The following is a 26,684-nucleotide window of genomic DNA, read 5'->3' on the forward strand; positions in this document are numbered from 1 at the left end:
CCTTATCGCTTAATTTAACACCAAATAAGGTTTACATTGCTCTGTCATTTGGTCGTTTATAAAATGATACACTGTTTTTGCGTTGCTTTTTGCATAAAAATAGCTGCCATTTTGTCGCCTGAGTGTTTCATTCAGTGAGACTATTCATGAATTTGCTATTGTTTAGCAGCGCCTCAAGCGAATTTTCGGTAGACTAGCGCCGAAATCTATCAATCTTAGGTGAGAGAATGTCTTCTGATTTTTATGGAACCAGTGCAGCGTATGCTCGTAAAGAGCAAGGCTACCGTGAAAAAGCGCTGAAACTATTTCCTTGGGTTTGTGGTCGTTGTGCCCGTGAGTTTGTCTATTCAAACCTAAGAGAGTTGACGGTCCACCATGTTGACCATGACCACACTAATAACCCTGAAGATGGCAGCAACTGGGAATTACTCTGTTTGTTCTGCCATGATCATGAGCACGAAAAATACACTGAGCACGACAACCAAATGGGCAGTGTAGTTAAAGCGGGTGAAGATGATCACCAAGCTGCGACATTCAATCCTTTTGCTGATCTCAAAGCAATGATGGAAAAGAAAAAGTAACCAGCAAGGTAAGCAGGGATCAAGGGTAATTGAGTACCCCTTTAATATCTGCAATATTTTCGGCGATCCACGTTTTGTTGATCGCCCCCCAATCCTCTATTTCATACTTTCCACTTCGGTTACGTTCGCCTTTCGTTTGTTTGAATGTACAAACGATATCAAGATCAGCCAAGCTCTTGATGGTATCTTGCGCGGTCCTTCGCGGCATGCCGGTGTACTCCAATATGCCCGGTACCGTTGCTATACCTGAATCAATAAGGTGGGCGACATAAAGCCGTCGATAAAAGCTAGACTTGGTTTTGCTGATAGTCACTCCATGACTCCTTTCTAAACAACCTCTTAACTATCACACTAGCATTAAAATCATTGCCGTTGCACTAATAAATCTTGATTCAACTAATACGACTCATTCTCAATTAAGGTTTTTGATCTCATCAAGTTATCAATTTCTCTGAAGCTAGCTAGAGTTATAGGTATCCATCAAATTTGGAGAATAAGATGAGTGATGCTAACCAGCACCGTTCTGAGTTGAAGGCTTTTCTGTTTATTACCGTTGTACTGTTTCCCATTCTTGCTGTTGCCGTTGTTGGTGGCTATGGGTTTTTTGTTTGGTTTTTACAGGTAGTGACAGGCTAGTAATAAAAATAATCAACAGCTTGTGTGATTGTCTTTACCGTGAAGCAATAGTTGAGTGAGGAAGCAATGAAATGTTCCCGGCGTAAGTTTATCAAAGCACAGGCCGCGGCCAGTGCAGCTGCAGCAGCTGGTATTTCGATACCGGTTGTAGCAAGTAATGTTGTTACGGATGCATCGAAAACCCAGATCACCTGGGAGAAAGCACCTTGTCGATTCTGTGGTGTAGGGTGCTCGGTAAATGTGGGTGTGAAAGATGACAAGGTTGTTGCCACCCATGGTGATATTAAATCGCCCGTCAATCGCGGCCTCAATTGTGTGAAAGGCTATTTCCTATCGAAGATCATGTACGGTGATGATCGCCTGACCCAGCCCCTGCTGAGAATGAAAGACGGGAAATACGACAAAGAAGGCGACTTCACCCCGATTAGCTGGGATCAAGCTTTCGACATCATGACCGAAAAATGGAAAGCGGTGTTGAAAGAAAAAGGGCCCGAAGCAATTGGTATGTTTGGCTCAGGGCAGTGGACAATCTATGAAGGTTACGCTGCTTCTAAACTGATGAAAGCCGGGTTCCGCTCAAACAATATCGACCCGAATGCCCGACACTGTATGGCATCTGCCGTAGTAGGCTTCATGCGTACTTTTGGTATCGATGAGCCAATGGGTTGTTACGATGATATCGAATCAGCCGATGCTTTTGTCCTCTGGGGTTCAAACATGGCAGAGATGCACCCGATACTCTGGACGAGGGTAACGGACCGAAGGCTGTCTAACCCTGACGTGAAAGTGTCAGTTCTTTCTACTTTTGAACACCGCAGCTTTGAACTGGCTGACATACCGATTGTGTTCGAACCTCAAACCGATTTGGCTATCCTCAACTTCATTGCCAATTACATCATCACCAACGACAAAGTGAATAAAGACTTTGTCGACAAGCATGTTAATTTCCGCCGTGGTGCTACCGATATTGGGTATGGACTACGCCCTGAAAATCCACTTCAACAACAAGCCAAGAACCCTGATAGCGGTGACTCTGACCCTATGACCTTTGAGGAATTCAAAGAGTTTGTCTCGGAGTACACGGTTGAAAAAGCCAGTGAGATGTCTGGTGTGAAACCTGAACGACTCATCGAACTTGCAGAACTCTATGCTGATCCAGATACTAGAGTGACCTCTTTCTGGACTATGGGCTTTAACCAGCACACCCGAGGGGTATGGTGTAACAATCTGGTTTATAACATCCACCTGCTTACCGGTAAAATTTCTACTCCAGGCAATAGCCCATTCTCGCTGACAGGTCAGCCATCGGCATGTGGTACGGCCCGTGAAGTCGGTACCTTCTCACACCGATTACCTGCTGATATGGTGGTGAACAACCCAGAACACCGTAAAGTCGCTGAAAAAATCTGGAAACTGCCTGATGGCACCATTCCTGAGAAAGTCGGGGCACATGCGGTATTGCAAGCCCGGATGCTCAAAGACAGTAAGATCAATGCGTATTGGATCCAGGTTAACAATAACCTCCAGGCAGGCCCAAATATCAATGAAGAAATCCTGCCAGGCTACCGTAATCCAGACAACTTCATTGTGGTATCCGATGCCTATCCTACGGCCACGGCACAAGCAGGCGATCTAATTTTGCCAACCGCTATGTGGGTGGAAAAAGAGGGGGCATACGGTAACGCAGAACGTCGTACCCAACTATGGCACAAGATGGTTGATGCGCCGGGAGAGGCAATGTCTGACCTGTGGCAATTGGTTGAGTTCTCTAAACGCTTCAAAACGGATGAAGTGTGGCCGAAAGAACTGCTTGATGCGAACCCAGACTATAAAGACAAAACGTTATATGACGTCTTGTTTGCCAACGGTCAAGTTAACCAGTACCCACTGGAAGACATCACAGAAGGGCACAGCAACGACGAATCAACACAATACGGCTATTACTTGCAGAAAGGTCTGTTTGAAGAATACGCCCAGTTTGGCCGTGGCCATGCCCATGATTTGGCGCCATTTGAGGTTTACCATGAAGTGCGGGGGTTACGTTGGCCGGTAGTAGACGGAAAGGAAACCTTGTGGCGTTTCAAGGAAGGTTCTGACCCATACGTCAAACCGGGTAGCGGTTATGAGTTTTATGGCAAACCTGATGGCCGAGCGGTTATTTTTGCCCTGCCTTATGAGCCACCGGCAGAAAGTCCGGATGAAGAATACGATCTATGGCTTTCCACTGGCCGTGTACTTGAGCACTGGCATTCAGGGTCAATGACCCGCCGTGTCCCTGAACTCCACAAATCATACCCGAATGCCCAGGTGTTTATGCATCCAGATGATGCAAAAGCACGAGGCATGCGACGCGGAGATGCGGTGAAAGTGATCTCGCGAAGAGGGGAGATCATTACCCGAGTTGAAACCAGAGGGAGAAATAAACCACCGAAAGGCTTGGTGTATGTCCCTTGGTTTGATTCTAGCCAGCTGATCAACAAGGTAACACTTGATGCAACCGATCCGCTTTCCAAACAGACAGACTTCAAAAAGTGTGCTGTCAAAGTGGTAAAGGCATAGGAGGTTAATCATGAACAGAATACTTGCTGTGCTTTTGATGTTGTTTACCACAGGGGTTGTCATTGCGGCGACTGAAGCGATTAGAGGAGATGAGCTGGCGACGACCCGGCAACATGCCCTTAATGGTGAGCCCAAACCGCCAATGATGAACAAAACCATTAACGACGATAGGATCCCTAAGCGAAACTACCCAATGCAGCCGCCGGTGATCCCACATAAGATCGATAATTACCAAGTTGATTTGAATGCGAACAAATGCATGGCCTGCCACGCACGTAGTCGAGTGGAAGAAACCCAGGCGAGAATGATCAGTGTCACTCACTATATGGATAGAGACGGTAACTTCCTTGCAGAGCTCTCGCCACGGCGTTACTTCTGCGAGCAGTGCCATGTGGTACAGACTGATGCTAAACCATTGGTTGGTACCTCATTTACCGATCTCGATACGCTGCTCGATCAAGAGAAGTAAGGGAGGAAGCGTATGTGGCAATGGTTGAAAAAATGGTGGGCGCTAATCCGTTCACCGGCAAAGTATTTTAGTCTTGGTTTTTTGACACTCGGTGGCTTTATCGCTGGGGTGATTTTCTGGGGGGCGTTTAATACTGGGATGGAGTTTACTAACTCAGAGCCATTCTGCGTTAGTTGCCATGAGGATAATGTCTACCAGGAGATACAGGGAACCATTCATTTCACTAACCGTACAGGAGTTAGGGCGATTTGTTCTGATTGTCATGTGCCACATGACTGGACAGATAAAATGGCCCGTAAGATGCAGGCCTCCAAAGAGGTTTGGGCTTGGGTAACAGGGGCAATTTCTACTCCAGAGAAATTCGAAGCCCGCCGTTTGCATATGGCGGAGCGAGAATGGACAAGGATGCAGAAAAACGACTCCCTTGAGTGCCGTAACTGTCATGAGTTTAGCTATATGGACTTTACGCAGCAGTCACAACGCGCTTCAGTTCAACACTCAAGCTCACTGGCTGATGGTTCGAAAACCTGTATCGACTGTCATAAAGGTATTGCTCACCGCCTACCAGATATGAAAGGTGTTGAAGGGTTTTAAGCCTGCATTTAGTTATAGATATAGCTTGTAGGATTGATTAGTTAAATTAAACGGCCAAAATTGACACTTTTATTACATTGTGTCGATTTTGGCCCTTTTTTTATCTGTGCTTTTTATTGTTCAGTCGCCCTAAAATACAGCAGATTATTCATGAATCTTATTATTTTGCGTGTTGCGGCTAAATAATGGCTTGAAGCTTATAATTTTACTGTGCTTGTAAGGTTTTCAAGGGTAGAATTCGCAGCAATTTACTGCATCGTTTGAAGTCGGTAAATATCTCTGAAATTACCTACGGTGATACCTTTTTTATGAGCAAATATGCTGCACCTCGCTTCTCAATTAAACTGTTGGGACCGCGTTACTGGCCAACACTGCTATTAATCCTTGTTATGTATTTGCTAAGTTGGCTGCCTTATGTTGTTCAGCGCCGTTTAGGGCAGGGGATTGGCCGATTGGCTTTGGCAATAATGAAGAAGCGGCGTTTTACCATTGAGCGGAATCTCGAACTTTGCTTTCCTGATATGACAAAGGAGAAACGGGAGCAAATTATCAAGGCCAATATTGATAATACGGGCCTTGCCTTGTTTGAAACCGGAATGGCTTGGTTTTGGTCTGATGCCCGCGTGAAACGCCACGTTCGCATTGAGGGCATGGAGCATATCGAACAACTCGAAGCTGAAGGTAAAGGCGCACTGTTTATTGCTGTTCATTCATTAAACTTAGAGTTGGCAGCGCGGGCATTTGGTATCCATAAATCTGGCACAGGCATATACCGCCCTAACAACAATCCTTGCTTTGACTTTGTGCAATATCGAGGTCGAGCTCGCTCAAACCGTACTTTAATCGATCGTAAAGATGTAAAAGGTATGCTCAATGCACTGAGTACGGGGCAGCGTGTATGGTATGCCCCAGATCATGATTATGGTGTTCGGCGTTCTACATTTGCTCCGCTTTTTGCCGTTGAGCAAGCCTGCACGACAACAGGTACAAGCTTATTGGTAGATGGCAGCGGGTGTGAGGTGATGACCTTTAGAATGGTGCGTGAGTCTAATTCTGGTGATTACGTAATTACGATTGAACCGCTTCAGGAGGCATTTCCACGTAATGAACCTGAACGAGCGGCGAGTGTTGTTAATAAAGCCGTTGAAAGATCAATCCTTGCTGCGCCTTGTCAGTATATGTGGCTTCACCGACGTTTTAAAACCCGGCCAGAAGGTGAGCCTAGCCTTTATGAGAAGCGGCAAGCTCAGTTGCACTCCCATCCCGCTTAACGATATCGCTGAGATATAATATTGTTGCACTGGTAAAGCCCCTTGAAGGGGCTTTGTTATTTAAGATATTAATCTAACAGTATCGGTAGCTGTCGCTTTCCATTCCTCGACTTCTTCCGGGGTAACCTCCTCCATCTCTGGTAACTTTTCAGAGATATAATTCTCATCGACTAGTCCAACATTGTTTCCCTTAACGGTGATGTAGAATCGGGTGGGAGCCTCTAGATAAAATGCATGGTGGGCCGCTATCGAATCGGAAGGAAAGAGTATACTGCTGTGATTGTTATCTAAGCCGACCTTGAACGCAGTAATGTTATCTTCGATACTAAATATTCTTGCTTCCATGAGGTTTGTCTTGAAGCAAACTCTTTTATTAGCTTGTACTTCGTAGACTCGATCAGGCTCTAGGTCGAAACACGATTTGGATGAGGAGTAAGCGAAGGCGTTTGATGAAATTAGACTCAATAAGCCTAATAAGAAGAGATATTTCATGGTAAAAATCACTATTGATAACAGGAATCATTATCATAAACAAAATCAATAGCAAAAAAAGGCTTTATGTCTCTTTTTTGAGTTGTGGATGTCAAATCATGTCCAATTTCTTAATGTAAACTGAAAATGAATGGCACAAAACTTCAGTTACTTGCATAGCTTTCCTCCACGCAATAGAATGCAGTGTTCGATATAACTTCCGTAAATAGATCTCCCACTAAGGCATGTTTTAATGAGTCATAATGTGAGTGCGGAATAAAAATAATAAAGGGATATCATCGCTAATGAGTAAATTTACAGCGCCTACGTTTACTAAATCGCTTTTACACCCTCGATATTGGCTAACATTACTTATGGTTGGTTTGATGTACCTCATCAGTTGGTTGCCATATTTTATTCAGTTTCGAATGGGGCAAGGGCTTGGGCGCTTGGCGATGCGCATTATTAAGAAGCGCAAGAAGACCATTGCCCGCAACTTGGAGCTTTGTTTTCCAGACATGTCGCAAGAAGAACGTGATGTGCTGATGAAGAAGAATATTGATAATACTGGTTTGGCAATGTTTGAAACCGGTATGGCTTGGTTCTGGCCTGATATTCGAGTGGAACGCCACGTGACCTATGAAGGCTTGGAGCACATCCATAAGCTTGAAGCTGAGGGAAAAGGGGTGTTGCTTGTTGCTGTTCACTCATTGAACCTAGAGCTTGGCGCTCGTGCATTTGGTATGAAAACGCCGGGTGTAGGTGTTTATCGACCGAACAAGAATCCTTGCTTTGATTTTTTCCAGTTCAATGGCCGCATCCGTTCTAACAAGTACATGATTGACCGTAAAGATGTGAAAGGGATGCTGCGTGCCCTTCGTAAAGGCGAGCGGGTATGGTATGCCCCTGACCATGACTATGGTAAGCGCCGTTCGACGTTCGCGCCTCTGTTTGCGGTAGAGAAGGCGTGTACAACCACGGGTACAAGCCTATTGGTTGATGCTTCACACTGCGCAGTTGTTCCGTTTGCGATGGTGCGTAACACCGACTCCGGTCGTTATACCCTGAAAGTTTTCCCACCGTTGGATGCGTTCCCTCACAACGATCCTGATGCCGCTGCTGCTTACGTGAATAAAGCGGTTGAGCGTTCAATTATGGAAGCGCCCGAGCAATATATGTGGTTGCACCGCCGCTTTAAAACGCGCCCTGAAGGTGAGCCATCATTGTATGACTAATAGTGCTATTTGATGTGAATAAAAAGCTTCCTCTGGAAGCTTTTTTTATGTCTAAAGGTTTGGTTCAGGGCTGTATCTACTTATCTTTTCAGCTTTTGTATTTAGCAACATTACTCATCTCTATGTTGAAGTTATAGACAAGGACGCCTATGTTTTTTTGATATGAAACTATAAAAAGAGAGGGTAAGGATGGAGTCATTAGCGAATTTTATCTCAGCCATAAATGGCTTTGTGTGGGGTGTCCCCATGCTGGTACTTATCCTCGGGGTAGGGATATATCTTACTCTTGGCTTAAAGCTAATGCCTATTGTGAAAATTGGAGCTGGTTTTAAGTTACTTTGGACGGGGAGGATCCCTGAAAAAGAAGAGGAAGCCAAAGGGGAGATAAGCCCATTCAATGCCTTGATGACCTCTCTTTCTGCAACTATTGGTACTGGTAATATTGCCGGGGTAGCGACGGCAATATTTTTGGGTGGCCCTGGCGCTTTATTTTGGATGTGGTGTACGGCATTAGTTGGTATGGCGACCAAGTTTGCCGAAGCGGTATGCGCAGTGAAATACCGTGAGACGGATGCCAATGGCAACCATGTTGGTGGCCCGATGTATTACATAAAAAATGGCTTGAGCAGTAAGTGGGCATGGCTCGGAACGGCGTTTGCCATTTTTGGTGGCTTGGCCGGGTTTGGTATTGGTAACACGGTACAGTCAAACTCTGTTGCTGCAGCGGTCGAGTCAAGCTTTGGTATTTCACCGATGATTTCCGGCTTGGTGATGATGATCTTAGTCGGGCTGGTACTAATGGGCGGGATCAAGCGTATTGCTGATGTTGCCGGTAAGTTGGTGCCTTTGATGGCAGCGTTTTACATTGCATCAGGGCTTATCGTTCTGATTATGAATATCTCGGAAATACCTGCGGCCTTTAGTTTAATTGTGACTAGTGCGTTTACGCCGGTTGCAGCACAAGGTGGTTTTGCCGGTGCAGCGGTGTGGGCCGCCATCCGATTTGGTGTTGCACGTGGTATTTTCTCCAATGAGGCGGGGTTGGGCAGTGCGCCTATTGCCCACGCTGCTGCTCAAACGAAAAACCCAGTCGCGCAGGGTTTAGTTGCGATGCTCGGTACCTTCATTGATACCATTGTTGTTTGTAGTATTACTGGCTTAGCGATTGTTGTATCGGGAAGTTGGCTCAGTGGTGAAACCGGCGCTGCTCTGACTTCAGCGGCATTTGCTTCTGCATTGCCGGGGATCGGGAATTATGTTGTTGCCATCGCATTGTCTGTTTTTGCCTTTACCACCATCTTAGGCTGGAGCTTTTATAGCGAAAAATGTATTCAATATTTGTTTGGGGTAAAGGCAATCGTTCCATTTCGAGTGCTATGGATTATTGCGGTGCCAATTGGAGCGACCAGTTCGCTAGAATTTATTTGGTTACTTGCAGATACCCTCAATGCCATGATGGCTATCCCGAACTTAATAGCGTTATTACTGTTGAGCCCAGTTGTGTTCAAGCTGACTAAAGAATATTTCGAGTTGCTTGCTCAAGAGAAAATGAAAGGCCCTGACCCAGACTAACCATATATAAATGCCGACTTACGCAGAGGATGCTAGTAAGTCGGCAATTAGTTTCTGGGGGGATGTTTATACCAATGTACCTTGTTGGTAATCTTGTATGGCTTGCTCTATTTCATCCATACTGTTCATCACAAACGGGCCGTAATGTACTACGGGTTCGTCTATTGGGTGGCCCGATAATAACAATACGCCAGCCTGCTTATCTGTTGAAATCGCTAAGCCTTCACCCTTACCGAGTATGGCAAGATTGCCTGCATTTACCTCTTTCCCTTCAATATTGATAGCGCCCTTGTAGACATAGAGCATGGCCTGGAAATCAGGGTTAAGGCAGCTGTTAAGGCTACTTGCTTGCTCTGCTTGCCAGTCTGCAATGGTTACTGGAACCCCTGTTTGCTGCAGCGGGCCAGCAAGAGTTGTTCCTTTGATGGTTAGGTCACCTGCAATAACGCGCACAAGACTACCATCGTCCTGACGGTGCTGAGTGATCACATCTGGCTGGAAGTCATGGTAATCTGCGGGCTGCATTTTCTTTGCTGCCGGTAGGTTAATCCAAATCTGAAAGCCGTGCAGTTCGCCATCTGTCATGATAGGCATTTCGCTGTGGATCACCCCGCGCCCAGCAGACATCCATTGCGCGCCACCATCATTGAGTTCGCCCACATTACCCATATGATCCTTGTGTTGGAAGTGGCCTTTAAGCATATATGTCAGCGTCTCTATGCCGCGGTGGGGGTGAGGGGGAAAACCGCCAATATAGTCAGCTGCGCTTTCTGACTTCAATTCATCAATCATCAAAAAAGGCGAAAATTGCGCATTGTTAAAGCCATGGACTCGTTGGATACGAACGCCGTCACCATCGGAAGAAGGATGGGCGGGAATAAGGGACTGTATTTGTCGAATAGCCATGTTTGCCTCCTGATTTATTTATGGTTTCAGTGTAAGCAGACTTTAGCGTGACAAACAGTAGGCATTGGCGAACAAGATGTTTAAAAAAATCGAATGGATTTAATTGGCAGGGGAATGAGTTAGGGGCTGGTATAAAAAAAGGCCATCCAGAGATGGCCTTTTGCATGTTCGACTATATGGCTTACTGAGCCAAAGAGTAGAAGATCGCTGAGATAGAAATCAGGCCGATAACAACGATGAATACGTTGCTGATAGCACCTGAGTACTTGTGCATTGCCGGTACTTTCTTGATTGCGTACATCGGCATGATGAATAGCAGCATTGCGATGATTGGGCCACCTAGGCTTTCAATCATACCCAGGATGCTTGGGTTGATAGTTGCTACCGCCCAAGTTGTAATAAGCATGAAGCCTGCTGTGAAAGTATTCAGTGCTTTAGGACCCACTTTCTTACCTTGGTCACGCGCAACTTTTACAATCAAGCCGTTCAAACCTTCGCTTGCACCTAGGTAGTGGCCTAGGAAAGACTTAGTAATCGCGATAATAGCCACAATAGGTGCAGCATAAGCAATCATTGGCGTGTTGAAGTGGTTAGACAGGTACGTAAGGATAGATACGTTCTGTGCTTTTGCTTCTGCAAGGTTAGCCGGAGACAGGGAAAGTACGCAACTGAATACGAAGAACATCACAGTCACAACCATCATGATGTGGGCGCGCTGAAGTACACGGCGTGCTTGAGGTTCGGCGTTTTCACCGTGTTCTTTCTGCATAGCAACAGCGAAAGAAGAAATTACCGGTGAGTGGTTAAACGAGAAGACCATAACCGGCAGGATCAACCATACCGCCATGAAGACAGACGTCATGCCACCTTCAGCAGGTACAACATGATTGAAAATCTCGCCGTTCCACTCAGGAACTAGGTATAGAGCAAGTGCTAGTAGAACCGCGACGAATGGGAATACCAGCATACTCATTGCTTTTACAATCAGTTCTTCACCTAGGCGAACTACCGCCATTAGACCAACAATCAGTAGCAGAGCAAGGATCCAACGTGCTGGTGGAACCATGTCTAGCTGGTTGATCATAAAGCTCTCAACCGTATTTGTTAGGGCAACACTGTACACCAATAGAATTGGATAGATAGCAAAGAAGTAAAGTAGGGTGATCACTTTACCCATACCGGCCCCGAAGTGTTCTTCAACCACTTCAGTGATGTCGGCACCAGGGTTGGAGCTTGATAGCACGAAACGTGTCATACCACGGTGTGCAAAGTAGGTCATTGGTAGTGCTAGTACAGCCATTACCAATAGTGGGATCAGGCCACCAACACCAGCGTTGATTGGTAGGAACAAGGTACCTGCGCCAACAGCAGTACCGAAAAGACCAAGTACCCAAAGGGTATCGGCTTTTTTCCAGCCAAGCTTGGCTTTTGTGGTTGATTGAGAATGAACGGTATTGTTTTTCACAGTGTCCATTATGGACATCTCCTTTATAGGTATAGTTTATATAGCCTTCAAAGGGTTCTCTTCTGTGTATCTTCCCTGCTTTACTGATGGAACGTCAGTAAAGGAGTAAGAGCAGTTTTGCAAACAACTATTTGCAGTTCAGATGAACAAAGTAAGGAGCGAGTTGTGGGTGAGAATCACTTCAAAACGGTAAAGTGATTATGGTGACGTCCTGGGTCTAAAAGCGCTAATTCCATGCATGCACAATGCTACTTGGTAATGACTGCTCTAAATCTCTAACTTATTAAAACCTTTAATAATGACAATTGGAACCCTAAATAGGACGCGGGCAAGTATAGGGGATTATCCGTAGCACAACTATGGTTTTTCGCTTTTAGGCGTCTGTTTGCACAATATTCGCGCACTTGTTTAAAACCATAAAATATCCAGTTATGGGGTTTTATGTCTGATGGTGAAAATGTATTAATTATTGTTAATGTCTCTTGCGGTTGGAATATAGTTAGAAATTATTCTGGATATATTTTCGTCGATTTTTGATTGTGACAGAAAAAATACTTAACTTGTCACTGCCTTGAGAATCAAGGCTAGCTAGAAAGGGGTATTTTAGATGGCCTTTATAATTATCGCTGGAAATTAAGCGCTATAACCATTTTATGAAATTTGTTTATTTTTAGTAGAGACTAATGTTGGGGGGGGGATATGGATTGCTCTAATATAAAAAAACCGCCATTATCAGGCGGTTTTTTAAACGAGAGCCGAAAGGCTTAATCGCGGAAGTTGTCGAACTGGAATGATTGGCCCAGTTCCGCGCCACGTACCAAAGCCATAGCTGCTTGTAGGTCATCGCGCTTCTTACCGGTTACACGAACCTTATCGCCTTGAATAGAAGCTTGTACCTTTAGCTTCTCATCTTTGATCATCTTGACGATTTTCTTGGCAACGGCAGTATCGACACCTTGCTTGAACTCAACATTACAAGCAAAAGACTTACCTGTGCGGGTTGTCTCTTTTTGATCCATTGATTGCGCATCAACATGGCGCTTAGCTAGGTTACCACGGAGGATAGTGACCAACTGGCTTAGTTGGTAATCTGATTCCGTTGTGATTTTAACGACTTCTTTTTCTAGCTTGAAGCTAGCTTCGACACCACGGAAATCAAAACGAGTGTCTAGTTCACGAGATGAGTTTTCTACCGCATTTCGGATCTCTACGAAGTCGACTTCAGAAACAATGTCAAAAGATGGCATGTGCGTAATCCCAATTTTATGTTGATGTAATTGTAATATAAGCAGGGCCGTCTTTGGCCCTACTATTGGTTTTATTGTTGGCTGCCTACAGCTTCAGAAAGCATGTCCAGCATGGTGACAGTATCGTCCCAGTTAATGCATGGATCAGTAATTGACTGGCCGTAAGTTAGTGCGCATAAATTGTCGGTATCAACTGGCTGGTTGCCTTCAACAATAAAGCTTTCGGCCATAATACCAGCAACATACCGGCTACCAGATTTAATTTGCTGGCAAATGTCGGCGGCGACATCAAGTTGGCGTTTATGTTGCTTTTGGCAGTTACCGTGGCTGAAGTCGACAACCAAACGGGTCGGGAGGTCGAAGGATGCCAAAGTATCACAAGACGCTTGAATATCTTCTGCATGGTAGTTTGGCATTTTACCGCCACGGAGGATCACGTGCCCGTGCGGGTTACCTGATGTACGGTAAATCGTCATTTCACCGCTTTTCGCTGGTGAACAGAATACGTGTGACGCACGAGTGGCGCGGATAGCATCTATCGCAATCTTGATGTTACCGTCGGTGCCGTTTTTAAAGCCTACTGGGCAAGATAGGGCAGACGCCATTTCACGGTGAATTTGAGATTCGGTCGTACGCGCACCGATTGCGCCCCAACTGATCAAATCAGCCAAGTATTGGCCAGTGATCATATCCAAGAATTCAGTGGCGGTTGGCATTCCCAATGCGTTGATATCAACCAGCAATTTACGGGCAGTGTGAAGGCCTTTGGCCAGATCAAGGCTACCGTCTAGGTTAGGGTCGGATACCAGTCCTTTCCAGCCAACAACCGTACGTGGTTTTTCGAAGTAAGTACGCATCACAATGAATAACGTATCTTTATATTTCTCTTGGACGGCATGCAGGCGTTTTGCGTAGTCGATGGCTGCATCAGGGTCGTGGACAGAGCAAGGACCAACGACAACAAGAAGACGGGAGTCCTGGCCCGTTAGAATCGCTTCAACTTGACGACGAGAGTGGGCGACATGCTCCGCAATTTCATCTGTGATTGGGTAAGCAGCTTCTACCGCAGCTGGCGTTGGCATAAGCCCAAGGCTAACGGTGCGGAGTTCATCTGTTTTCATTGGCATAGTGTTGCCTATCTCGGTATAACAAAAATTATTGACGCGTAAAGATAGCCCAAAAGTCGGCAGGAATAAACCAAACTTGTGATATCACTTAGATTTTTATTCTAGCGCTTTCTGTTTTACTTCGCCTTTTCTCAAGATAGATCAATGATTGCTGCCATTTTGTCCAGTGGGTAAAGCAATACCTTGCTGGTATACAGCCAGAGCTGAAAAATGGATAAGCGGATAAGACAACGCGTTTCATCAATCAAAGCGATAAAACTTTCTGATTCCCCACTTGCGTCAAGCGGATTGAGTCAGTATGTTGGGTCTATGTGAATATCTACCCATTCATTATGGGTAATAATGGAAGTCGATATACAAACGGAATCACAAGCCTTGGTGCTCGGATCTATCCCTATATTTTCTTCCTGATTGATTAAAACCCAAGTTAAAGCAGTTATGGTGGTTTATGACAAATAGCGCTCAGTCAGGTCTACAGTTTTCAGAAATTCTCAAATCTTCTGACCAGCTTTCTAATTTACAGGCTGATATAGGCTTGGTCTCTGTAGATGATCTATTACAAGAAATAGGGATTCACCCATACGCGGCCGCATACCCAGCGGATTTGGCAGAAGATGCTCAACAGCAGTTATTGGCAAAGACAGACAATAACCCTGCTGAGTTTTTTGTCTCTGCATTGGCTGCGAAGCTTATCTCTGCTGCCCAGAAAGCGGGGGAAAAGCCATTGAAGGTAAGATTGGCAGGTGCAGACTCTCATCATAGATTGTCATTACTGGGCTCAGAGCTTGAAACCCAAGAGGTTAATCCACTCATTGGTAAGCGAGGTGTTTCGCGCTGGGCTGATAAAGCGGTTCGTAAAGCTTTTGAACTTGAGTGCGAGGCTATCAAACGCGCTCGCATTGCCGAGGGAATGGCGAATATTGAATTGGTTATTCCGTTTGTCCGTACTTTCAGTGAATCGGCCACGGCGATTGATTTGCTTGCTGAGCAAGGCTTGTGTCGCGGTGCAAATGGCCTTCGGGTTCATTTGCTTGCTGAATTGCCGGCCAATGCCTTAATGGCAGAAAAATTCCTGCAGTACTTTGACGGGCTTGTGGTCGATATTGATCAGTTGGCCCAGTTTGCATTGGGGCTGGATCAAACTCATCCATCTCTCGAATATCTGCATGATGATCAAAATGAAGCGGTTTTGGCACTTATCGATCATGCTCTGAAAGCTGCATCCTCGACGAATAAACCCTGTGATGTGGTCAGCCATTACATCAATAAAGCACCAAACTTACAGTTGTGGTTGCTTGAGCACAATGTGTCTACGGTGATCACGCAGTAATAAAGAAGGGTAAACACTTAAATTTATAACCCGGCATACTCTCATGTATGCCGGGTTTCTTTTTATCTCAGCAGCCAGTTTCTAAGTGGCGTTTTATTAATAAGCGCGATTAGGCCGTAACTAATGATACAGGTAAGCACAAAACGCAGAATGTCGTTGGCGTAGCCTGTGAAGCCTAGCATCGGTAATAAGCGCATGAGGTAGATAATAATCAGCAGGTGAATGAGGTAAATACCCAGTACGTGCTTGCTGATATTAAGCTTTGCCATCGCTTGACCAAATTGTGGACGTTGCTTAAGCATGAAGAAAATACCCGTCGCCCAGAGTGGTGTTCCGGTTAAGAAGTCATGCATATTGAACGGCACGTCGTATCGCGTTAAGTACAGCGCCTCAGCTAAGTGCATCCCCATTCCTATAAGGGCAAGCATCAAAGCCTTGCTAAAACTGAGTTGCCAATCTTTCTGCCGGATCAGGAAGCCAATTGTCAGCATCAGTGTACTCATGAATGGCCCGTTGCGGGTAAACAGCGGCGACTCTATACCAGTCAGTGGTGCGTAGCTGCCCGCCGCCAGACCAAATAGATAAAGTGCAATTGCAACCGGCAAGATCAGGTTGAGTTTCTTTTTATAGCAACAAGCGGCTATCACCAATAAACAGCAGACCAAGCCGGGGATATACCAAAGGTGCACCAAGCTTCCCTCGAACAGGGTATTGAGCGGCTGGGAAAGGAGGTATTGCCAATACCCGCTGCGCTCTGCAAGGTAGCCTGATTCCAAGGCCAGTTGTAGGTTGAATGGTACGAGGAAAAATATCACGCTCCAAACCAGCCACACTTTCAGTAACGGTAAGCTGTACTGCTTGAGGGTACTTGTCGGAAGGGCGACAAGCTTCGGTGCGATGAAATATCCGGCCAGGATGAAGAAAAGTGGCACTGCGAAACGGCTGAGCTGATTGATAAGCAACCCTAACCAAGGTTCACCGTTGATTAAGGGGGCTGTCATGAAAAGTTGGCTATGGATAGCGATAACGCCGAGAAGGGCAATAAGCCTACCGACTTCGAAACTGGCAATGCGGTTGTTTGACATGGTTACTACTACTTAAAACGTGTCGCAAGACTTTACCAGAGATACCTATCTGAATTGATAGGTATCGTTTAGCTGGGGAGAGTGTTTATTTGTTTCGTGAACTATGTCTCAGCACTTTGGTTTCAACGGCCAGGATGCCAGTAAATAAGTGCTATGAAGAGCAGCTAATTTCTAACTTTTTGCCCCATTCTGGCGGACGTTCGGCAAAATGAGACAACTCTGGGTGCTCATCAAAGGGGCTTTGAAGTACTGCCATCAGTTGCTCGATCATTGTGAAATCACCTTTTTCTGCATGTTCGATAGCTTGTTGGGCAAGGTAATTTCTTAAGATAAATTTAGGGTTGGTAGATCGCATCAGATCAAGTCGATCACTATCCGCCAATGCCTCTTTCTCAAGTCGTTCTGAATATAAAGAAAGCCATGATTTCAGGGGGCCAATATCTTGGGATAGGTCTTCAAACAAATGGCCCGAAGTGTTGAGTTCGCAATGCGGAATGGACGACAAGGTACGAAAGAATAAGGTGTAGTCGATGCCTTGTGTTTTCAGCATATCAAACATAGCTGAAAATAGCGGTGTGTCTTCTTTAAGCTTTTCCTTAAGGCCGAGTTTAGCGCGCATATTGGCACTGTAGGCCTTTTGCAGGATTGGTTGGTATTGCTCGAGAGCGTGGTCTATCTGCTCTTTAGCAAGCAACGGTGTTATAGCATAACCAAGGGCTGAAAGGTTCCACAAGGCAACGGTTGGCTGCTGGTTGAATGCGTACCGGCCGGAATAGTCGGAATGGTTACAGATAAAGCCAGGTTGGTAGTCATCAAGAAAGCCATATGGGCCGTAATCAAACGTCAGGCCAAGGACTGACATGTTATCGGTATTCATTACCCCGTGAGCAAATCCTACTGATTGCCAGCCGGCAATCATCTCGGCAGTCAGGTTGACGATCTTTTTGAACATCTGGTTGTAACGATCTGCATCATCTTGTTGTAGGTCGATGTCAGGGAAATGATGTTTGATAAGGTAGTCGGCCAATATTCTCAGTTCGCCGTGCTGTTGGCTATAAAAGAAATACTCAAAATGACCGAAGCGTAAATGGCTCTCTGCGACGCGGATAAGGGTTGCACCCCGCTCGACAGTTTCTCTATATACGGGTGTATTACTGGAAAGCACGGCTAAGGCATGGGTTGTTTTTATACCAAGCCCAGCCATAGCGGCACTGGCCAGATACTCACGGATGCTGGATCGCAATACCGCCCGGCCATCGCCCTGGCGGGAGTAGGGAGTCAAGCCCGATCCTTTAAGGTGAATATCCCATTTTTGCCCAGTTGAGGCCTGTACTTCACCCATCAACAAGCCTCGCCCGTCGCCTAAATCGGGGTTGTATTGGCCGAATTGATGACCGGTATATTTCATGGCGAGAGGCGACATCGCTGGGTGATTATCATTGCCGGTAAATAGGTCGACAAAGTATTGGGTGTTTGCCTGAGCGGGATCGAGGTCAAGCATTTCACTGACTTGTGGGTTCACACTGACGAGAAAAGGATTATCAAGCGGCTGCGGTTGGATAAATGCCCCAAAGCTGCTTGGTAGGGCGCTGTAGGTGTTGTTGAAAACAAGCTCGGACAGTTTTTTCATAGAGGGATCATCACAATGGCTTCCCTTTAAGCGTATCAACTGTCCGCAGGCTTACAACGGAGAGAGTGTAGGGTTATTCCCCGTTGTAGGTTTCAATCGGCTCGATATCGACAATTTTCGAACGGTTCATGATAACTTTCCAGCGTTGGATAGAGATGGTTTTGTCATCCACTTTTTCGCGGGTAACTAAGTTGATCAGGTGGCGCTTCTCTACTGATTCTTTGGAAACTTGCCCGTCTTTGAGCTGGTAGATTTTCTGCGAGCCTTTCTCCATCAAACGGGTGATGGTGCGGAGATCCAACATAATGGATTCACGGGTTTGTTCGTAACCAGTGAGGAACTTAGTCGGAGACATTCGGGTTGTGCTCTTGTAATGCAGTACCGTTTCCTCGTGCTGGGACACCTTGTGCTTGCGAACCTTTCTGATCTCTTTATCCAGAGCCTTAAAGGCGCAGTATTCCATCCATTCAAGCTGTCGGCCAATCAACTGATTGGAGTTCACATCGAAAAACTGTTTGCGCCACTTTGGCTTACCTTTACGCACCCAGCGCCAAAGAATGGTTTTTAAGTCATCCTTGAAAACTTCACGGGCGGCATAGATAACCGACAGGACCAAAATGAAAGAAGCGGTAATATCCCCAAGCACCCCTCGAGCTTTGATAAGCATCAAGGTAACGAAAATCATCACAAAACCCGCTGCAAAGCCGGTAACGATTTTACGGGTATTCTGGCCCAGTTCGCTGGTCTTTTCCTTCATCGTGACCGGATATTCAATCAAGCGGCGCAATAGGCGCATCTTGTTCGACATTCGCGTTGGATCTTCCATCGCTTTGGAGGAGTTGTAGTTATGCTTGCTTCGGTGCTCCGATTCTTTTTCGCATACCTCAAAAAGCAACGATTTGATCTCACTGTAGTCACTGCTTCTTGGCAAGTGGGCGACAAGCTCAAGAAGGCGCTGCTCAGTAAACCATGACAAGTAGTTATCGACGTTCTCGTAATATTTGAGCAGCTTTTTATCCGTTGGGATGTTTCGGCGAAGTCGTTTGAGGATGCGCATGGTAAGCTGGGCCACCTCTTCGACTTCTTCCCGCGAGCGTTCTTCTTTGACATCAAGAAGCTGCTGGGTAGTTTTTTCCAGCGCCAGAGCATACTGATAGGCATAAAGGCTCAAGCTCAAACGGTATTGTTCAGTCGAGAGTTTTCCACGGCTGGCAAGTCGGCTGTGAACCAGCGGCAAATGGTTCACATCACTGTAATAGGTTCGTTTGCCCTGAATGGCATTATGGAAAAATTCATCTTCAGCAATGATATTGCTGTTGAGGCCCAGTTCGCCGGGGACAAAAATAAAGAGATCCAGTTGACGGTTAGTTGTTTCAGGGATGACGTGGGAGATTTTTAGCTTATGCCCGTCTTTTTTTTCAACTGTGATCACTCTACTACATTACCTCTCAAGGGATGGGGGAACTGGATATGCAACGCTGTAAATGTAGCGTTAACTATTGGAATTAAAATTAATTTTAGATGAATTAGTCAGTTAATAGCAGAGTTAATTGGTATTTAGCGCTTTATTAGAGTGAAAAGTAAGCAAAAAATGAAAGATAGGTCAGGCGTATTGGGTTAACATCACGTATAATGCGCCGCCTGATGTTACGATGAAGGCATGACGGACTAACGCATGCTATCGGCTTTGAGATAAACAAGCCGTTTTATTTACCCAGAGAGTGTCGAAAGAATGATTAGAATTGGACAATACAACACGCTAGAAGTCGTCAAGCTGGTAGATTTTGGCGTATTCCTAGATGGTGGTGAAGACTTTGGCAATATCCTATTGCCTAAAGCTTGTGTTCCTGCTGGCACTGAGCTGGGGGATAAGCTGGAAGTCTTTGTTTATTTCGACTCTGAAGATGACATTATTGCCACCACCAAGCAGCCTTATGCTGTAGTGGGTGACTTTGCCCTGTTACGTGTTGTGGGTATATGTGGTGTGGGTGCTTTTGTGGATTGGGGCCTGGAGAAAGATCTGCTCGTTCCATTTAGTGAGCAACGCCGCCGCCTAGAAGAAGGCCAAGATATCATGGTGCGTGTCTACACCGACAAGGCATCAGGCCGTATTGTGGGTTCTACCAAATTCAACCGCTTCTTGGACAAAACACCGGCTAACTACAAAGTGGGCCAGGAAGTGCAGGTTCAGATCGCCGAAACGACCGACTTGGGTTACAAAGCCGTGATCGAAGAGCAGCACTGGGGCCTGCTGTTCAGGACCGAGTCTTTCGGTAAGTTGTTCCCTGGCAAGAAGCTGAAGGCCTACATTAAAGAAATCCGTCCAGACGGTAAAATTAACCTATCGCTACAAAAAGCGGGTAAGGCAAAGGTTGATGATTTGGCCGATAAAATCCTGACAACACTTGAGCGCAAGGGCGGTTTTGTGCCATTGAGCGACAAGTCGTCACCAGATGCTATCTTCAAGGAATTCCGTACCAGTAAAGCGACGTTCAAGAAGACAATTGGCGGCCTTTACAAGAAAGGCCTTATCGTCATCGAACGTGATGGAATTCGTTTGAACGATAACTAATCAGCAAATGGTTATGAGATTGATTCAAAAGCCGGAGTTTATCTCCGGCTTTTTTGTGAGCGGTAGCATATCAACCAAGTGAATATATGTGTATGTTAAAAGCGGTTTAACCCTTTTATTACAAACATCACAAGGATAGATTATGCAAGGAAGTAAGCTAACAGTGATCGCCGCAGCTGTCGCTATGTTAACGGCAAGCCCTATCTGGGCAGCAGATGTTCCCGCCGATGTGTCGTTAGCCAAGGTACAGGAGATAGTGCGTGGTAATGGCGATGAAGTCCCTACGTTAGACCCTTCTTATTCTTCAGATACCTCGAGCGCCCGTGTCATAGCTGATATGTTCGAAGGCTTGGTTACTCAAAGCCCGGATGGTGAAATCACTCCTGCTTTAGCGACTCATTGGGAGCAATCAGAGGACGGTAAAGTCTTCACTTTCCATCTGCGCGATGACATTAAATGGTCAAACGGTGAGCCGATCGTCGCCAGCGATTTCGAATACAGCTTCAAGCGGGTGGTAGACCCCAAAACGGGCGCGCCGTATGCGTGGTATTACAGCACCGCACATATTTTGAATGCCGATAAAATCAATGAAGGCAAACTGCCGGTCGATCAGCTTGGCGTAAAAGCGCTTGATGATAAAACCTTCCAAGTCACTCTCGATAAGCCCGTTCCGTATTTCGTCAAGATGATGGTCCACGAGTCGACCTTTCCGGTTTACCGCCCAGCTATCGAAGCCCACGGTGACGCGTGGACTAAACCTGAAAATATTGTCACCAGTAGCGCCTATAAACTCGCGAACTGGACCCTCAACGAACGCATTGTGTTAGAGCGAAACCCGCAATACTGGAACAACGATAAAACAGTGATCAACAAGGTGACATACCTGCCTATCGCAGATATGACGGCTGAATATAACCGCTTTAGAACCGGTGAAATCCACATCACTTCTTCGTTCCCGCTGGAGCAATATAATGCGATTAAAAAACAGCGTCCGGACGAGTTGCTGACCATGCCTTCACTGGGTACCTATTATTACCTGTTCAATGTCAGCAAAGCGCCATTTGATGATCCGAGAGTCCGCAAGGCGCTGGCATATGCGATAGACCGTGACGTTGTCACCAAAGTGATCCTTGGGCAGGGTCAGGTGCCAGCCTATGGTGTCACGCCGCCTTCAGTTGACGGGTTTGTACCACCGAAACTAGCATGGGGTGAGTTGAAGCAGAAAGAGCGTGACCAGAAAGCCAAAGCGTTGCTGGCAGAGGCTGGGTATGACAAATCCAACCCGCTTTCTTTCGAACTGGTTTACAACACGTCTGAATCCCACAAGAAGCTGGCTATTGTTATGTCATCAATGTGGAACAAAACATTGGGAGCCAAGGTTGATCTGGCTAACCAAGAGTGGAAGACCTTCCTGCAGAAACTGGGCCAGAAAGACTTTACCGTTGCCCGATATGCCTGGGTAGGGGATTACAATGAAGCATCTACGTTCCTGTCATATTTCGAAAGCACAGGCATGAACTACTCACGCTGGTCGAGTGATGCCTATGACGAGGCGATGGCGAAAGCTATCCAATCGCCAAGTAATGACGAGCGTAACAAGTATTACCAGCAGGCCGAGCAGGTTTTCTCAGAAGAGATGCCAGCTATTCCGCTGTATCACTACACGCGCTCTGTGCTGAAGAATACCAAGGTCGGTGGCTATTCTAAAACTAATGCGGCTGAAGCGCGTTACACCCGCGACTTATATTTGATGCAGTAAGCTGCTTTCAATTTGCCATTGAATATAAAGCCGGACGATTGTCCGGCTTTTTAGTGCTTAGCGGTTAGGAATAACACTTCTTGTACTTTGCTTTACAGTAAACGTTTTCTCGCCAGGCATGAATACAACTGCTGCCACCGATAGGCACATGACACCAGCTAAAAGCCAATACAAGGAAGAGAAATGGCTAGTAGTCTCGCTTTGGGTTGAATAGCTATAGGCAATCAACCAGTAGGCTATGGGACCGGTAGTGAAGCTCAGCATATACTTCACGGCATAAACGGTTGAGCGCCATTTATCCGTTGTGTTTTGGCCAATGAGCCAGTCGTTGATAGGAATCTGCGAATAAGTGCTGAATACAAGCCCGGTCAAACAAAATACGAGTGTCCAGCCTGATGTGAGTGATGCCAGCAACAGGAAGGTAATCTGGCCGCCAACCACACAAAATAGCAGTAGCTTTGCTGGCACGCGATCGAGTAACTCGCCAATTATCAGTTGGGCAAAGGCTGCCAGTGTGAAAATGCCTGTTGCGAGTAAGCCAATTTGGCTGAGGGACAGGGTAAAGGTGTCTTGCAGGATCTTGGGTAGTGCAGCTGTGATTGTCTGAAAAACGAGTCCACCGAATGTGGCAATGATAGCAATCGCCAACAGCAAGCGAAGAAGTTGGTTCTGGCTCACCGATGTTTGTTGTGTCTTATTTTGCTGTTGGTAGGACACATCCTTTGACACTCTGCCATAAACCATACCGGTGAGTACACAAAGGATGCCCGGGATGATAAAAGATGATTGCCAGTTAATGGTTTGGGTCAGGAAAGCTGTCACTGCCGCTGCGCAGGCAAGCCCAATATTACCTGCCAGACCATTGACGGCAATTGCCCGGCCTGTCTTTTCGGTGGTGGCGAAAACCAAGGCAATGCCGACGGGATGGTAAATAGAAGCAAACAGGCCGATAGCTATTACCCCGATCGATAGCTGAAACGGGGTTTGTGCGAGCGCGGTAAAAATAGCGGCAATCCCCATGCCAAAGAAAAAGAGTAGCATCATGGCTCTTTTGCAACAGCGATCGCCCAACCAACCGCTTGGCAATGACCCAAGACCATAGGCGAGCATGCCCAAGCTACCCAATCGTAATAATTCGTCGTAAGACATTCCCCAATCTTGTTGAATCCCTAATATTGCCGTTGGAAAAATCAGAATGAAAAAGTGGTTGAGCGCATGGCCTAAATTCATGAGCTGGAAATGGTATTTGTGCATAGTTCGGTTTCTAGCTTTTAAATGATAGAAAACAGTTTACAGAGCCCTGCTTTGTCTCATAGCCTGTATCATGACAACTTATTGCCCATATGAGACACAAGGTTGATGAAGCGCGACATCTTTTTCCCAGAAGCGGACATACCTGTTGTGGTCGTGCCGAAAACTTATCCGAATGGATATACCATAGGTTGGCACAACCATGATTATTGCCAGTTAGTCTACGCCTGCAGTGGTGTGATGGTGGTTGAGGCTGAGCAAAGCCTGTGGGTGACCCCGCCGCAAAGGGCGGTATGGATACCAGCAGGGATTAGCCACAGGGTAGAAATGCACGGGCTTGCTGAAATGAGGAATGTTTACCTCAAGTCCCATTGCTCAATCAATCTCCCCAATACCAGTTCTGTAGTCAATGTCTCGAGCTTACTGGGCGAGATCATTGCTTATATGGCTACTGGGCGGTTTGAGCAAGGAAATACTGGCGAGAAAGAAAGGTTGGTAGCCGTGCTGTTAGATCAACTCAAGATCGCCGATCAAGCAGAGCTAAGCTTGCCGCTTGCTGAGGATAAGAGGCTTGTTAGAGTGTGTGAGTCGATAATGGCCCAGCCAGCGGATAGTCAATCACTCAGCGACTGGTCAAAGAGTTTGAATATTAGTAGCCGCACGCTAAGTCGCTTATTTAGGCAGGAAATGGGCATGTCGTTTATCGAATACCGAAATCAGGTTAGGTTATTTCAAGCCTTGAAACGCCTTGCGAGCGGACAATCAGTGACATCAGTTGCGCTTGATGTCGGGTTCGTTAGTTTGAGTGCCTTCAACCGCTTGTTCAAAAAGCACTTTGCTACAACGCCTGGCCACTATTTCAAGTGCATTGATTAGGGAAAGCGATTACAGGGCAAGGCTTGTGCGATAAAGCTATTTAGGTACTTGATTAAGTAATTCTCTTGCATCATGTATTCCTTGGATGCCCATTTGCATGCCGATCACGGTAAGGATCAATCCCATCAGTCGCGTAACAATACTGATGCCGTTCTCTCCAAGCAAGCTCACCAGTTTTTGGCCATAAATAAAGCAAACCAAACTGATTAGGCACAATAAAGCAAAGGCTGAAATAGTGACAGCAATACTTAAGAAACCACCAGCCGCTGAATAGTTCATGGCTGTTGCTATGGTACCGGGCCCTGCAAGTATAGGTAGTGCGAGCGGGGATATCGCCACGTCCTGGCCTTCACTTGGCGCGGGATTTTTGCTGTCTCCCTCTGATTGTTCACTGTGCATGGAAGAGCTGCTACCTTGCAACATGTGGTAACCCACCAAGAACACCAAGATACCCCCCGAAATGCGCAGCGCGGGGAGGGTGATCCCAAAAACTTGGAAGATCCCTTTTCCGAGCAAACTGAAAGCTGCAACAATGCAGAAGGCAGTAAACAGGGCTTTGAAGGCCGTTGCTTTTTGCTGCTGGTGGGTTTGGTTACTGGTTAGGCCGATAAATACAGCGGTGTTAGCGATAGGATTCATGATGGCGAAGAACCCCATAAAGACGGTAACGCTAACAGTCAGTATGTCGTGCATTGGGCAGACCTCTAAGCTTCAATTTAACTTGTTGTTTTAATGAAGCTTAGTTCGATTACTGGGAGGGTAAAGAATCTTAGTGATAAATGAGAGGGGTTTATCATTTCGGAGATAAGCCGGACTTTTCGTCCGGCTTTGTTGCCATTTAGTCTGGGTATAAGCGGTAAGTATCACGAAGTTGCTGGAACGCCTCAAGTTCAGGCTGCCAGCTTTGTTCTATATCTTGATATGGTGTGCCAAGACGGATTTGTTCCATCACGGTTTCCGTTCCGATGAGCTGAGCTAACCACTCAGGACGATCGACAATTTCCTCATCGGTATAACCAAGATCACGCATGTTCCAATACCAACGGTAGAAGGGCTCCAGGGTAAACTCGCTGTTTACAGGTGGCGCAATGCGATAGCTTTCACCATAGACATACTGTCCTTGCTGCGGCCAAGCTGAATCATCATCAGCAATTTGGAATTCGTAGTTTATCTTGAGATTTTCATCAGGATAGCCGATCACCTCAAATGGGGTGTCGGTGCCGCGTCCAACACTGATGGTCGTTGACTCGAACAGACCCAAAGTTGGGTAGTAAGTGATTGATTCATCGGTTTGTAGGTTAGGTGAAGGGGCGATAGGGAGCGAATAAGGCATACTGTGGTTGTAGTCAGGCACCTCTACAATTTGTAGATCAGCTTCAGCAAGGAAAACACCATTGCTCAGCCAACGTTCTCCGTTGATCATCAACGCCAGCTCGCCGATGGTCAGGCCGTGGACAACCGGGATAGGCGCCATGCCCACGAAAGAAGCGTGTTCTTCTTCCATGATAGGTCCTGCAATATAGCTTCCATTGGGGTTGGGGCGATCAAGTACCATCACCTGGCGGCTATTTTCAGCTGCGGCCTCCATGACCAACTGCATCGTGCTGATATAGGTATAAAAGCGCACCCCGACATCTTGCATGTCGAATACCATGACATCGATATTTTCCAAATCTTCTGGTGTTGGCTTTTTATGTTCGCCATAGAGCGAAATGACCGGCAGGCCAGTTTCCGGATCGATCCCATCCTCAACCTCCTCACCGGCATCCTGCTCTCCCCGTAGGCCATGTTCTGGGGCAAAAAGGGTGGTTACGTTGACGCCTTCGGCAAGCATGCTGTCAATCAGGTGTTCACCGTCGGCAAGCCGTGATGTTGGGTTGACTACCAGGCCGACGCGTTTGCCTTCGAGATAGGGTATGTATTGTTCCATTTGGTCTGCGCCAACGGAGCGCTGGGTCACGCTAGTGTCATCATCATCGCATGCGCTGATAAGCAAGGTACCCGCAAGCAAAAATACGGATAGTAAGTATTTCATGACAGTTCCTTAT

At 46.3% G+C, this 26,684-nt stretch carries 24 protein-coding genes; 12 read left to right on the plus strand and 12 right to left on the minus strand.

Features of this window, described 5'->3' with window-relative positions:
• The first annotated feature begins 227 nt into the window (after nucleotides 1–227).
• Complete coding sequence (locus tag BIZ37_RS19225; RefSeq protein WP_039459615.1) at nucleotides 228–581, plus strand: YajD family HNH nuclease; 354 nt, start codon at nucleotides 228–230, stop codon at nucleotides 579–581.
• A gap of 19 nt (nucleotides 582–600) precedes the next feature.
• Here the strand turns inward: BIZ37_RS19225 and BIZ37_RS19230 are convergent, their stop codons facing one another.
• A complete protein-coding gene (locus BIZ37_RS19230; RefSeq protein ID WP_107298294.1) occupies nucleotides 601–894 on the minus strand; it encodes a helix-turn-helix domain-containing protein in 294 nt (97 codons plus the stop codon).
• A 185-nt stretch (nucleotides 895–1,079) separates the two neighbouring features.
• Here BIZ37_RS19230 and BIZ37_RS19235 point away from each other — a divergent pair, with 185 nt between their 5' ends.
• The 5 genes from BIZ37_RS19235 (at nucleotide 1,080) to lpxL (ending at nucleotide 6,110) form a co-directional block, all read left to right on the plus strand.
• Nucleotides 1,080–1,217, plus strand: a complete 138-nt coding sequence (locus BIZ37_RS19235; protein WP_107298293.1) for a periplasmic nitrate reductase, NapE protein — start codon at nucleotides 1,080–1,082, stop codon at nucleotides 1,215–1,217.
• 66 nt (nucleotides 1,218–1,283) lie between these two features.
• Nucleotides 1,284–3,776, plus strand: a complete 2,493-nt coding sequence (gene napA, locus BIZ37_RS19240) for a nitrate reductase catalytic subunit NapA (protein WP_187462855.1) — start codon at nucleotides 1,284–1,286, stop codon at nucleotides 3,774–3,776.
• A gap of 10 nt (nucleotides 3,777–3,786) precedes the next feature.
• Nucleotides 3,787–4,245, plus strand: coding sequence for a nitrate reductase cytochrome c-type subunit (locus BIZ37_RS19245; RefSeq protein ID WP_107298291.1), 459 nt, complete (start codon nucleotides 3,787–3,789; stop codon nucleotides 4,243–4,245).
• A 12-nt stretch (nucleotides 4,246–4,257) separates the two neighbouring features.
• A complete protein-coding gene (locus tag BIZ37_RS19250; protein WP_107298290.1) occupies nucleotides 4,258–4,839 on the plus strand; it encodes a NapC/NirT family cytochrome c in 582 nt (193 codons plus the stop codon).
• 308 nt (nucleotides 4,840–5,147) lie between these two features.
• Nucleotides 5,148–6,110: an LpxL/LpxP family Kdo(2)-lipid IV(A) lauroyl/palmitoleoyl acyltransferase gene (gene lpxL / locus BIZ37_RS19255; protein ID WP_187462856.1), complete on the plus strand. Its 963-nt coding sequence runs from the start codon at nucleotides 5,148–5,150 to the stop codon at nucleotides 6,108–6,110.
• A gap of 60 nt (nucleotides 6,111–6,170) precedes the next feature.
• Here lpxL and BIZ37_RS19260 read toward each other — a convergent pair whose 3' ends face one another.
• Nucleotides 6,171–6,455: a hypothetical protein gene (locus BIZ37_RS19260; RefSeq protein ID WP_187462857.1), complete on the minus strand. Its 285-nt coding sequence runs from the start codon at nucleotides 6,453–6,455 to the stop codon at nucleotides 6,171–6,173.
• Nucleotides 6,456–6,886: 431 nt separating this feature from the next.
• On the opposite strand from BIZ37_RS19260, the gene BIZ37_RS19265 reads away from it, so the two are divergent.
• Complete coding sequence (locus BIZ37_RS19265; RefSeq protein ID WP_187462858.1) at nucleotides 6,887–7,816, plus strand: Kdo(2)-lipid IV(A) acyltransferase; 930 nt, start codon at nucleotides 6,887–6,889, stop codon at nucleotides 7,814–7,816.
• A 189-nt stretch (nucleotides 7,817–8,005) separates the two neighbouring features.
• On the plus strand, nucleotides 8,006–9,388 hold the full coding sequence (locus BIZ37_RS19270; protein ID WP_187462859.1) for a sodium:alanine symporter family protein: 1,383 nt from the start codon (nucleotides 8,006–8,008) through the stop codon (nucleotides 9,386–9,388).
• A 66-nt stretch (nucleotides 9,389–9,454) separates the two neighbouring features.
• On the opposite strand, the gene BIZ37_RS19275 is transcribed toward BIZ37_RS19270, so the two are convergent.
• The 4 genes from BIZ37_RS19275 to BIZ37_RS19290 form a co-directional block, all read right to left on the minus strand.
• The gene (locus BIZ37_RS19275) at nucleotides 9,455–10,294 is read right to left on the minus strand and encodes a pirin family protein (RefSeq protein WP_187462860.1); all 840 of its coding nucleotides are present in this window, start codon (nucleotides 10,292–10,294) and stop codon (nucleotides 9,455–9,457) included.
• Between the two features lie 181 nt (nucleotides 10,295–10,475).
• Nucleotides 10,476–11,768 (minus strand): serine/threonine transporter, encoded by a 1,293-nt coding sequence (locus tag BIZ37_RS19280; protein ID WP_187462861.1) that lies wholly within the window; start codon nucleotides 11,766–11,768, stop codon nucleotides 10,476–10,478.
• 755 nt (nucleotides 11,769–12,523) lie between these two features.
• Nucleotides 12,524–13,006 carry a YajQ family cyclic di-GMP-binding protein gene (locus BIZ37_RS19285; protein ID WP_187462862.1) on the minus strand — a complete coding sequence of 161 codons (483 nt, stop codon included), beginning with the start codon at nucleotides 13,004–13,006 and terminating at the stop codon, nucleotides 12,524–12,526.
• 71 nt (nucleotides 13,007–13,077) lie between these two features.
• Complete coding sequence (locus tag BIZ37_RS19290) at nucleotides 13,078–14,133, minus strand: 3-deoxy-7-phosphoheptulonate synthase (RefSeq protein ID WP_107298282.1); 1,056 nt, start codon at nucleotides 14,131–14,133, stop codon at nucleotides 13,078–13,080.
• Nucleotides 14,134–14,581: 448 nt separating this feature from the next.
• Between BIZ37_RS19290 and BIZ37_RS19295 the strand changes: the two genes are divergently transcribed.
• The gene (locus tag BIZ37_RS19295) at nucleotides 14,582–15,463 is read left to right on the plus strand and encodes a putative PEP-binding protein (RefSeq protein ID WP_187462863.1); all 882 of its coding nucleotides are present in this window, start codon (nucleotides 14,582–14,584) and stop codon (nucleotides 15,461–15,463) included.
• A gap of 62 nt (nucleotides 15,464–15,525) precedes the next feature.
• On the opposite strand, the gene BIZ37_RS19300 is transcribed toward BIZ37_RS19295, so the two are convergent.
• The 3 genes from BIZ37_RS19300 to BIZ37_RS19310 form a co-directional block, all read right to left on the minus strand.
• Entirely contained in the window at nucleotides 15,526–16,548 is a 1,023-nt protein-coding gene (locus tag BIZ37_RS19300; protein WP_187462864.1) for an acyltransferase, read from the minus strand.
• Between the two features lie 151 nt (nucleotides 16,549–16,699).
• On the minus strand, nucleotides 16,700–18,178 hold the full coding sequence (locus BIZ37_RS19305; protein ID WP_187462865.1) for a YdiU family protein: 1,479 nt from the start codon (nucleotides 18,176–18,178) through the stop codon (nucleotides 16,700–16,702).
• Nucleotides 18,179–18,251: 73 nt separating this feature from the next.
• Nucleotides 18,252–19,610 (minus strand): hypothetical protein, encoded by a 1,359-nt coding sequence (locus BIZ37_RS19310; RefSeq protein ID WP_187462866.1) that lies wholly within the window; start codon nucleotides 19,608–19,610, stop codon nucleotides 18,252–18,254.
• A 300-nt stretch (nucleotides 19,611–19,910) separates the two neighbouring features.
• Here BIZ37_RS19310 and BIZ37_RS19315 point away from each other — a divergent pair, with 300 nt between their 5' ends.
• Nucleotides 19,911–20,750: a S1 RNA-binding domain-containing protein gene (locus tag BIZ37_RS19315; protein ID WP_187462867.1), complete on the plus strand. Its 840-nt coding sequence runs from the start codon at nucleotides 19,911–19,913 to the stop codon at nucleotides 20,748–20,750.
• A gap of 142 nt (nucleotides 20,751–20,892) precedes the next feature.
• Entirely contained in the window at nucleotides 20,893–22,509 is a 1,617-nt protein-coding gene (locus tag BIZ37_RS19320; protein WP_187462868.1) for an ABC transporter substrate-binding protein, read from the plus strand.
• Nucleotides 22,510–22,566: 57 nt separating this feature from the next.
• Here BIZ37_RS19320 and BIZ37_RS19325 read toward each other — a convergent pair whose 3' ends face one another.
• The gene (locus tag BIZ37_RS19325; protein WP_187462869.1) at nucleotides 22,567–23,763 is read right to left on the minus strand and encodes an MFS transporter; all 1,197 of its coding nucleotides are present in this window, start codon (nucleotides 23,761–23,763) and stop codon (nucleotides 22,567–22,569) included.
• Between the two features lie 105 nt (nucleotides 23,764–23,868).
• Between BIZ37_RS19325 and BIZ37_RS19330 the strand changes: the two genes are divergently transcribed.
• Complete coding sequence (locus BIZ37_RS19330) at nucleotides 23,869–24,636, plus strand: helix-turn-helix domain-containing protein (RefSeq protein WP_187462870.1); 768 nt, start codon at nucleotides 23,869–23,871, stop codon at nucleotides 24,634–24,636.
• Nucleotides 24,637–24,672: 36 nt separating this feature from the next.
• Here the strand turns inward: BIZ37_RS19330 and BIZ37_RS19335 are convergent, their stop codons facing one another.
• Nucleotides 24,673–25,329, minus strand: coding sequence for a MarC family protein (locus tag BIZ37_RS19335; protein WP_187462871.1), 657 nt, complete (start codon nucleotides 25,327–25,329; stop codon nucleotides 24,673–24,675).
• Nucleotides 25,330–25,474: 145 nt separating this feature from the next.
• A complete protein-coding gene (locus tag BIZ37_RS19340; RefSeq protein ID WP_187462872.1) occupies nucleotides 25,475–26,671 on the minus strand; it encodes an exo-beta-N-acetylmuramidase NamZ domain-containing protein in 1,197 nt (398 codons plus the stop codon).
• Nucleotides 26,672–26,684 lie beyond the last annotated feature (13 nt).

It is taken from the genome of Photobacterium sp. BZF1, from assembly GCF_014349205.1.
Taxonomy (GTDB): Bacteria; Pseudomonadota; Gammaproteobacteria; order Enterobacterales; family Vibrionaceae; genus Photobacterium.

Bases quoted from the DNA above. Each gene is read 5' to 3' on its own strand.
- BIZ37_RS19295 (WP_187462863.1), top strand. From the start codon at position 14,582: ATGACAAATAGCGCTCAGTCAGGTCTACAGTTTTCAGAAATTCTCAAA.
- BIZ37_RS19280 (WP_187462861.1), bottom strand. From the start codon at position 11,768: ATGGACACTGTGAAAAACAATACCGTTCATTCTCAATCAACCACAAAA.
- BIZ37_RS19250 (WP_107298290.1), top strand. From the start codon at position 4,258: ATGTGGCAATGGTTGAAAAAATGGTGGGCGCTAATCCGTTCACCGGCA.
- BIZ37_RS19285 (WP_187462862.1), bottom strand. From the start codon at position 13,006: ATGCCATCTTTTGACATTGTTTCTGAAGTCGACTTCGTAGAGATCCGA.
- BIZ37_RS19340 (WP_187462872.1), bottom strand. From the start codon at position 26,671: ATGAAATACTTACTATCCGTATTTTTGCTTGCGGGTACCTTGCTTATC.
- BIZ37_RS19315 (WP_187462867.1), top strand. From the start codon at position 19,911: ATGATTAGAATTGGACAATACAACACGCTAGAAGTCGTCAAGCTGGTA.
- lpxL (WP_187462856.1), top strand. From the start codon at position 5,148: ATGAGCAAATATGCTGCACCTCGCTTCTCAATTAAACTGTTGGGACCG.
- BIZ37_RS19320 (WP_187462868.1), top strand. From the start codon at position 20,893: ATGCAAGGAAGTAAGCTAACAGTGATCGCCGCAGCTGTCGCTATGTTA.
- BIZ37_RS19330 (WP_187462870.1), top strand. From the start codon at position 23,869: ATGAAGCGCGACATCTTTTTCCCAGAAGCGGACATACCTGTTGTGGTC.
- BIZ37_RS19305 (WP_187462865.1), bottom strand. From the start codon at position 18,178: ATGAAAAAACTGTCCGAGCTTGTTTTCAACAACACCTACAGCGCCCTA.
- BIZ37_RS19325 (WP_187462869.1), bottom strand. From the start codon at position 23,763: ATGCACAAATACCATTTCCAGCTCATGAATTTAGGCCATGCGCTCAAC.
- napA (WP_187462855.1), top strand. From the start codon at position 1,284: ATGAAATGTTCCCGGCGTAAGTTTATCAAAGCACAGGCCGCGGCCAGT.
- BIZ37_RS19235 (WP_107298293.1), top strand. From the start codon at position 1,080: ATGAGTGATGCTAACCAGCACCGTTCTGAGTTGAAGGCTTTTCTGTTT.
- BIZ37_RS19275 (WP_187462860.1), bottom strand. From the start codon at position 10,294: ATGGCTATTCGACAAATACAGTCCCTTATTCCCGCCCATCCTTCTTCC.
- BIZ37_RS19245 (WP_107298291.1), top strand. From the start codon at position 3,787: ATGAACAGAATACTTGCTGTGCTTTTGATGTTGTTTACCACAGGGGTT.
- BIZ37_RS19260 (WP_187462857.1), bottom strand. From the start codon at position 6,455: ATGGAAGCAAGAATATTTAGTATCGAAGATAACATTACTGCGTTCAAG.
- BIZ37_RS19270 (WP_187462859.1), top strand. From the start codon at position 8,006: ATGGAGTCATTAGCGAATTTTATCTCAGCCATAAATGGCTTTGTGTGG.
- BIZ37_RS19265 (WP_187462858.1), top strand. From the start codon at position 6,887: ATGAGTAAATTTACAGCGCCTACGTTTACTAAATCGCTTTTACACCCT.
- BIZ37_RS19290 (WP_107298282.1), bottom strand. From the start codon at position 14,133: ATGCCAATGAAAACAGATGAACTCCGCACCGTTAGCCTTGGGCTTATG.
- BIZ37_RS19225 (WP_039459615.1), top strand. From the start codon at position 228: ATGTCTTCTGATTTTTATGGAACCAGTGCAGCGTATGCTCGTAAAGAG.
- BIZ37_RS19335 (WP_187462871.1), bottom strand. From the start codon at position 25,329: ATGCACGACATACTGACTGTTAGCGTTACCGTCTTTATGGGGTTCTTC.
- BIZ37_RS19300 (WP_187462864.1), bottom strand. From the start codon at position 16,548: ATGTCAAACAACCGCATTGCCAGTTTCGAAGTCGGTAGGCTTATTGCC.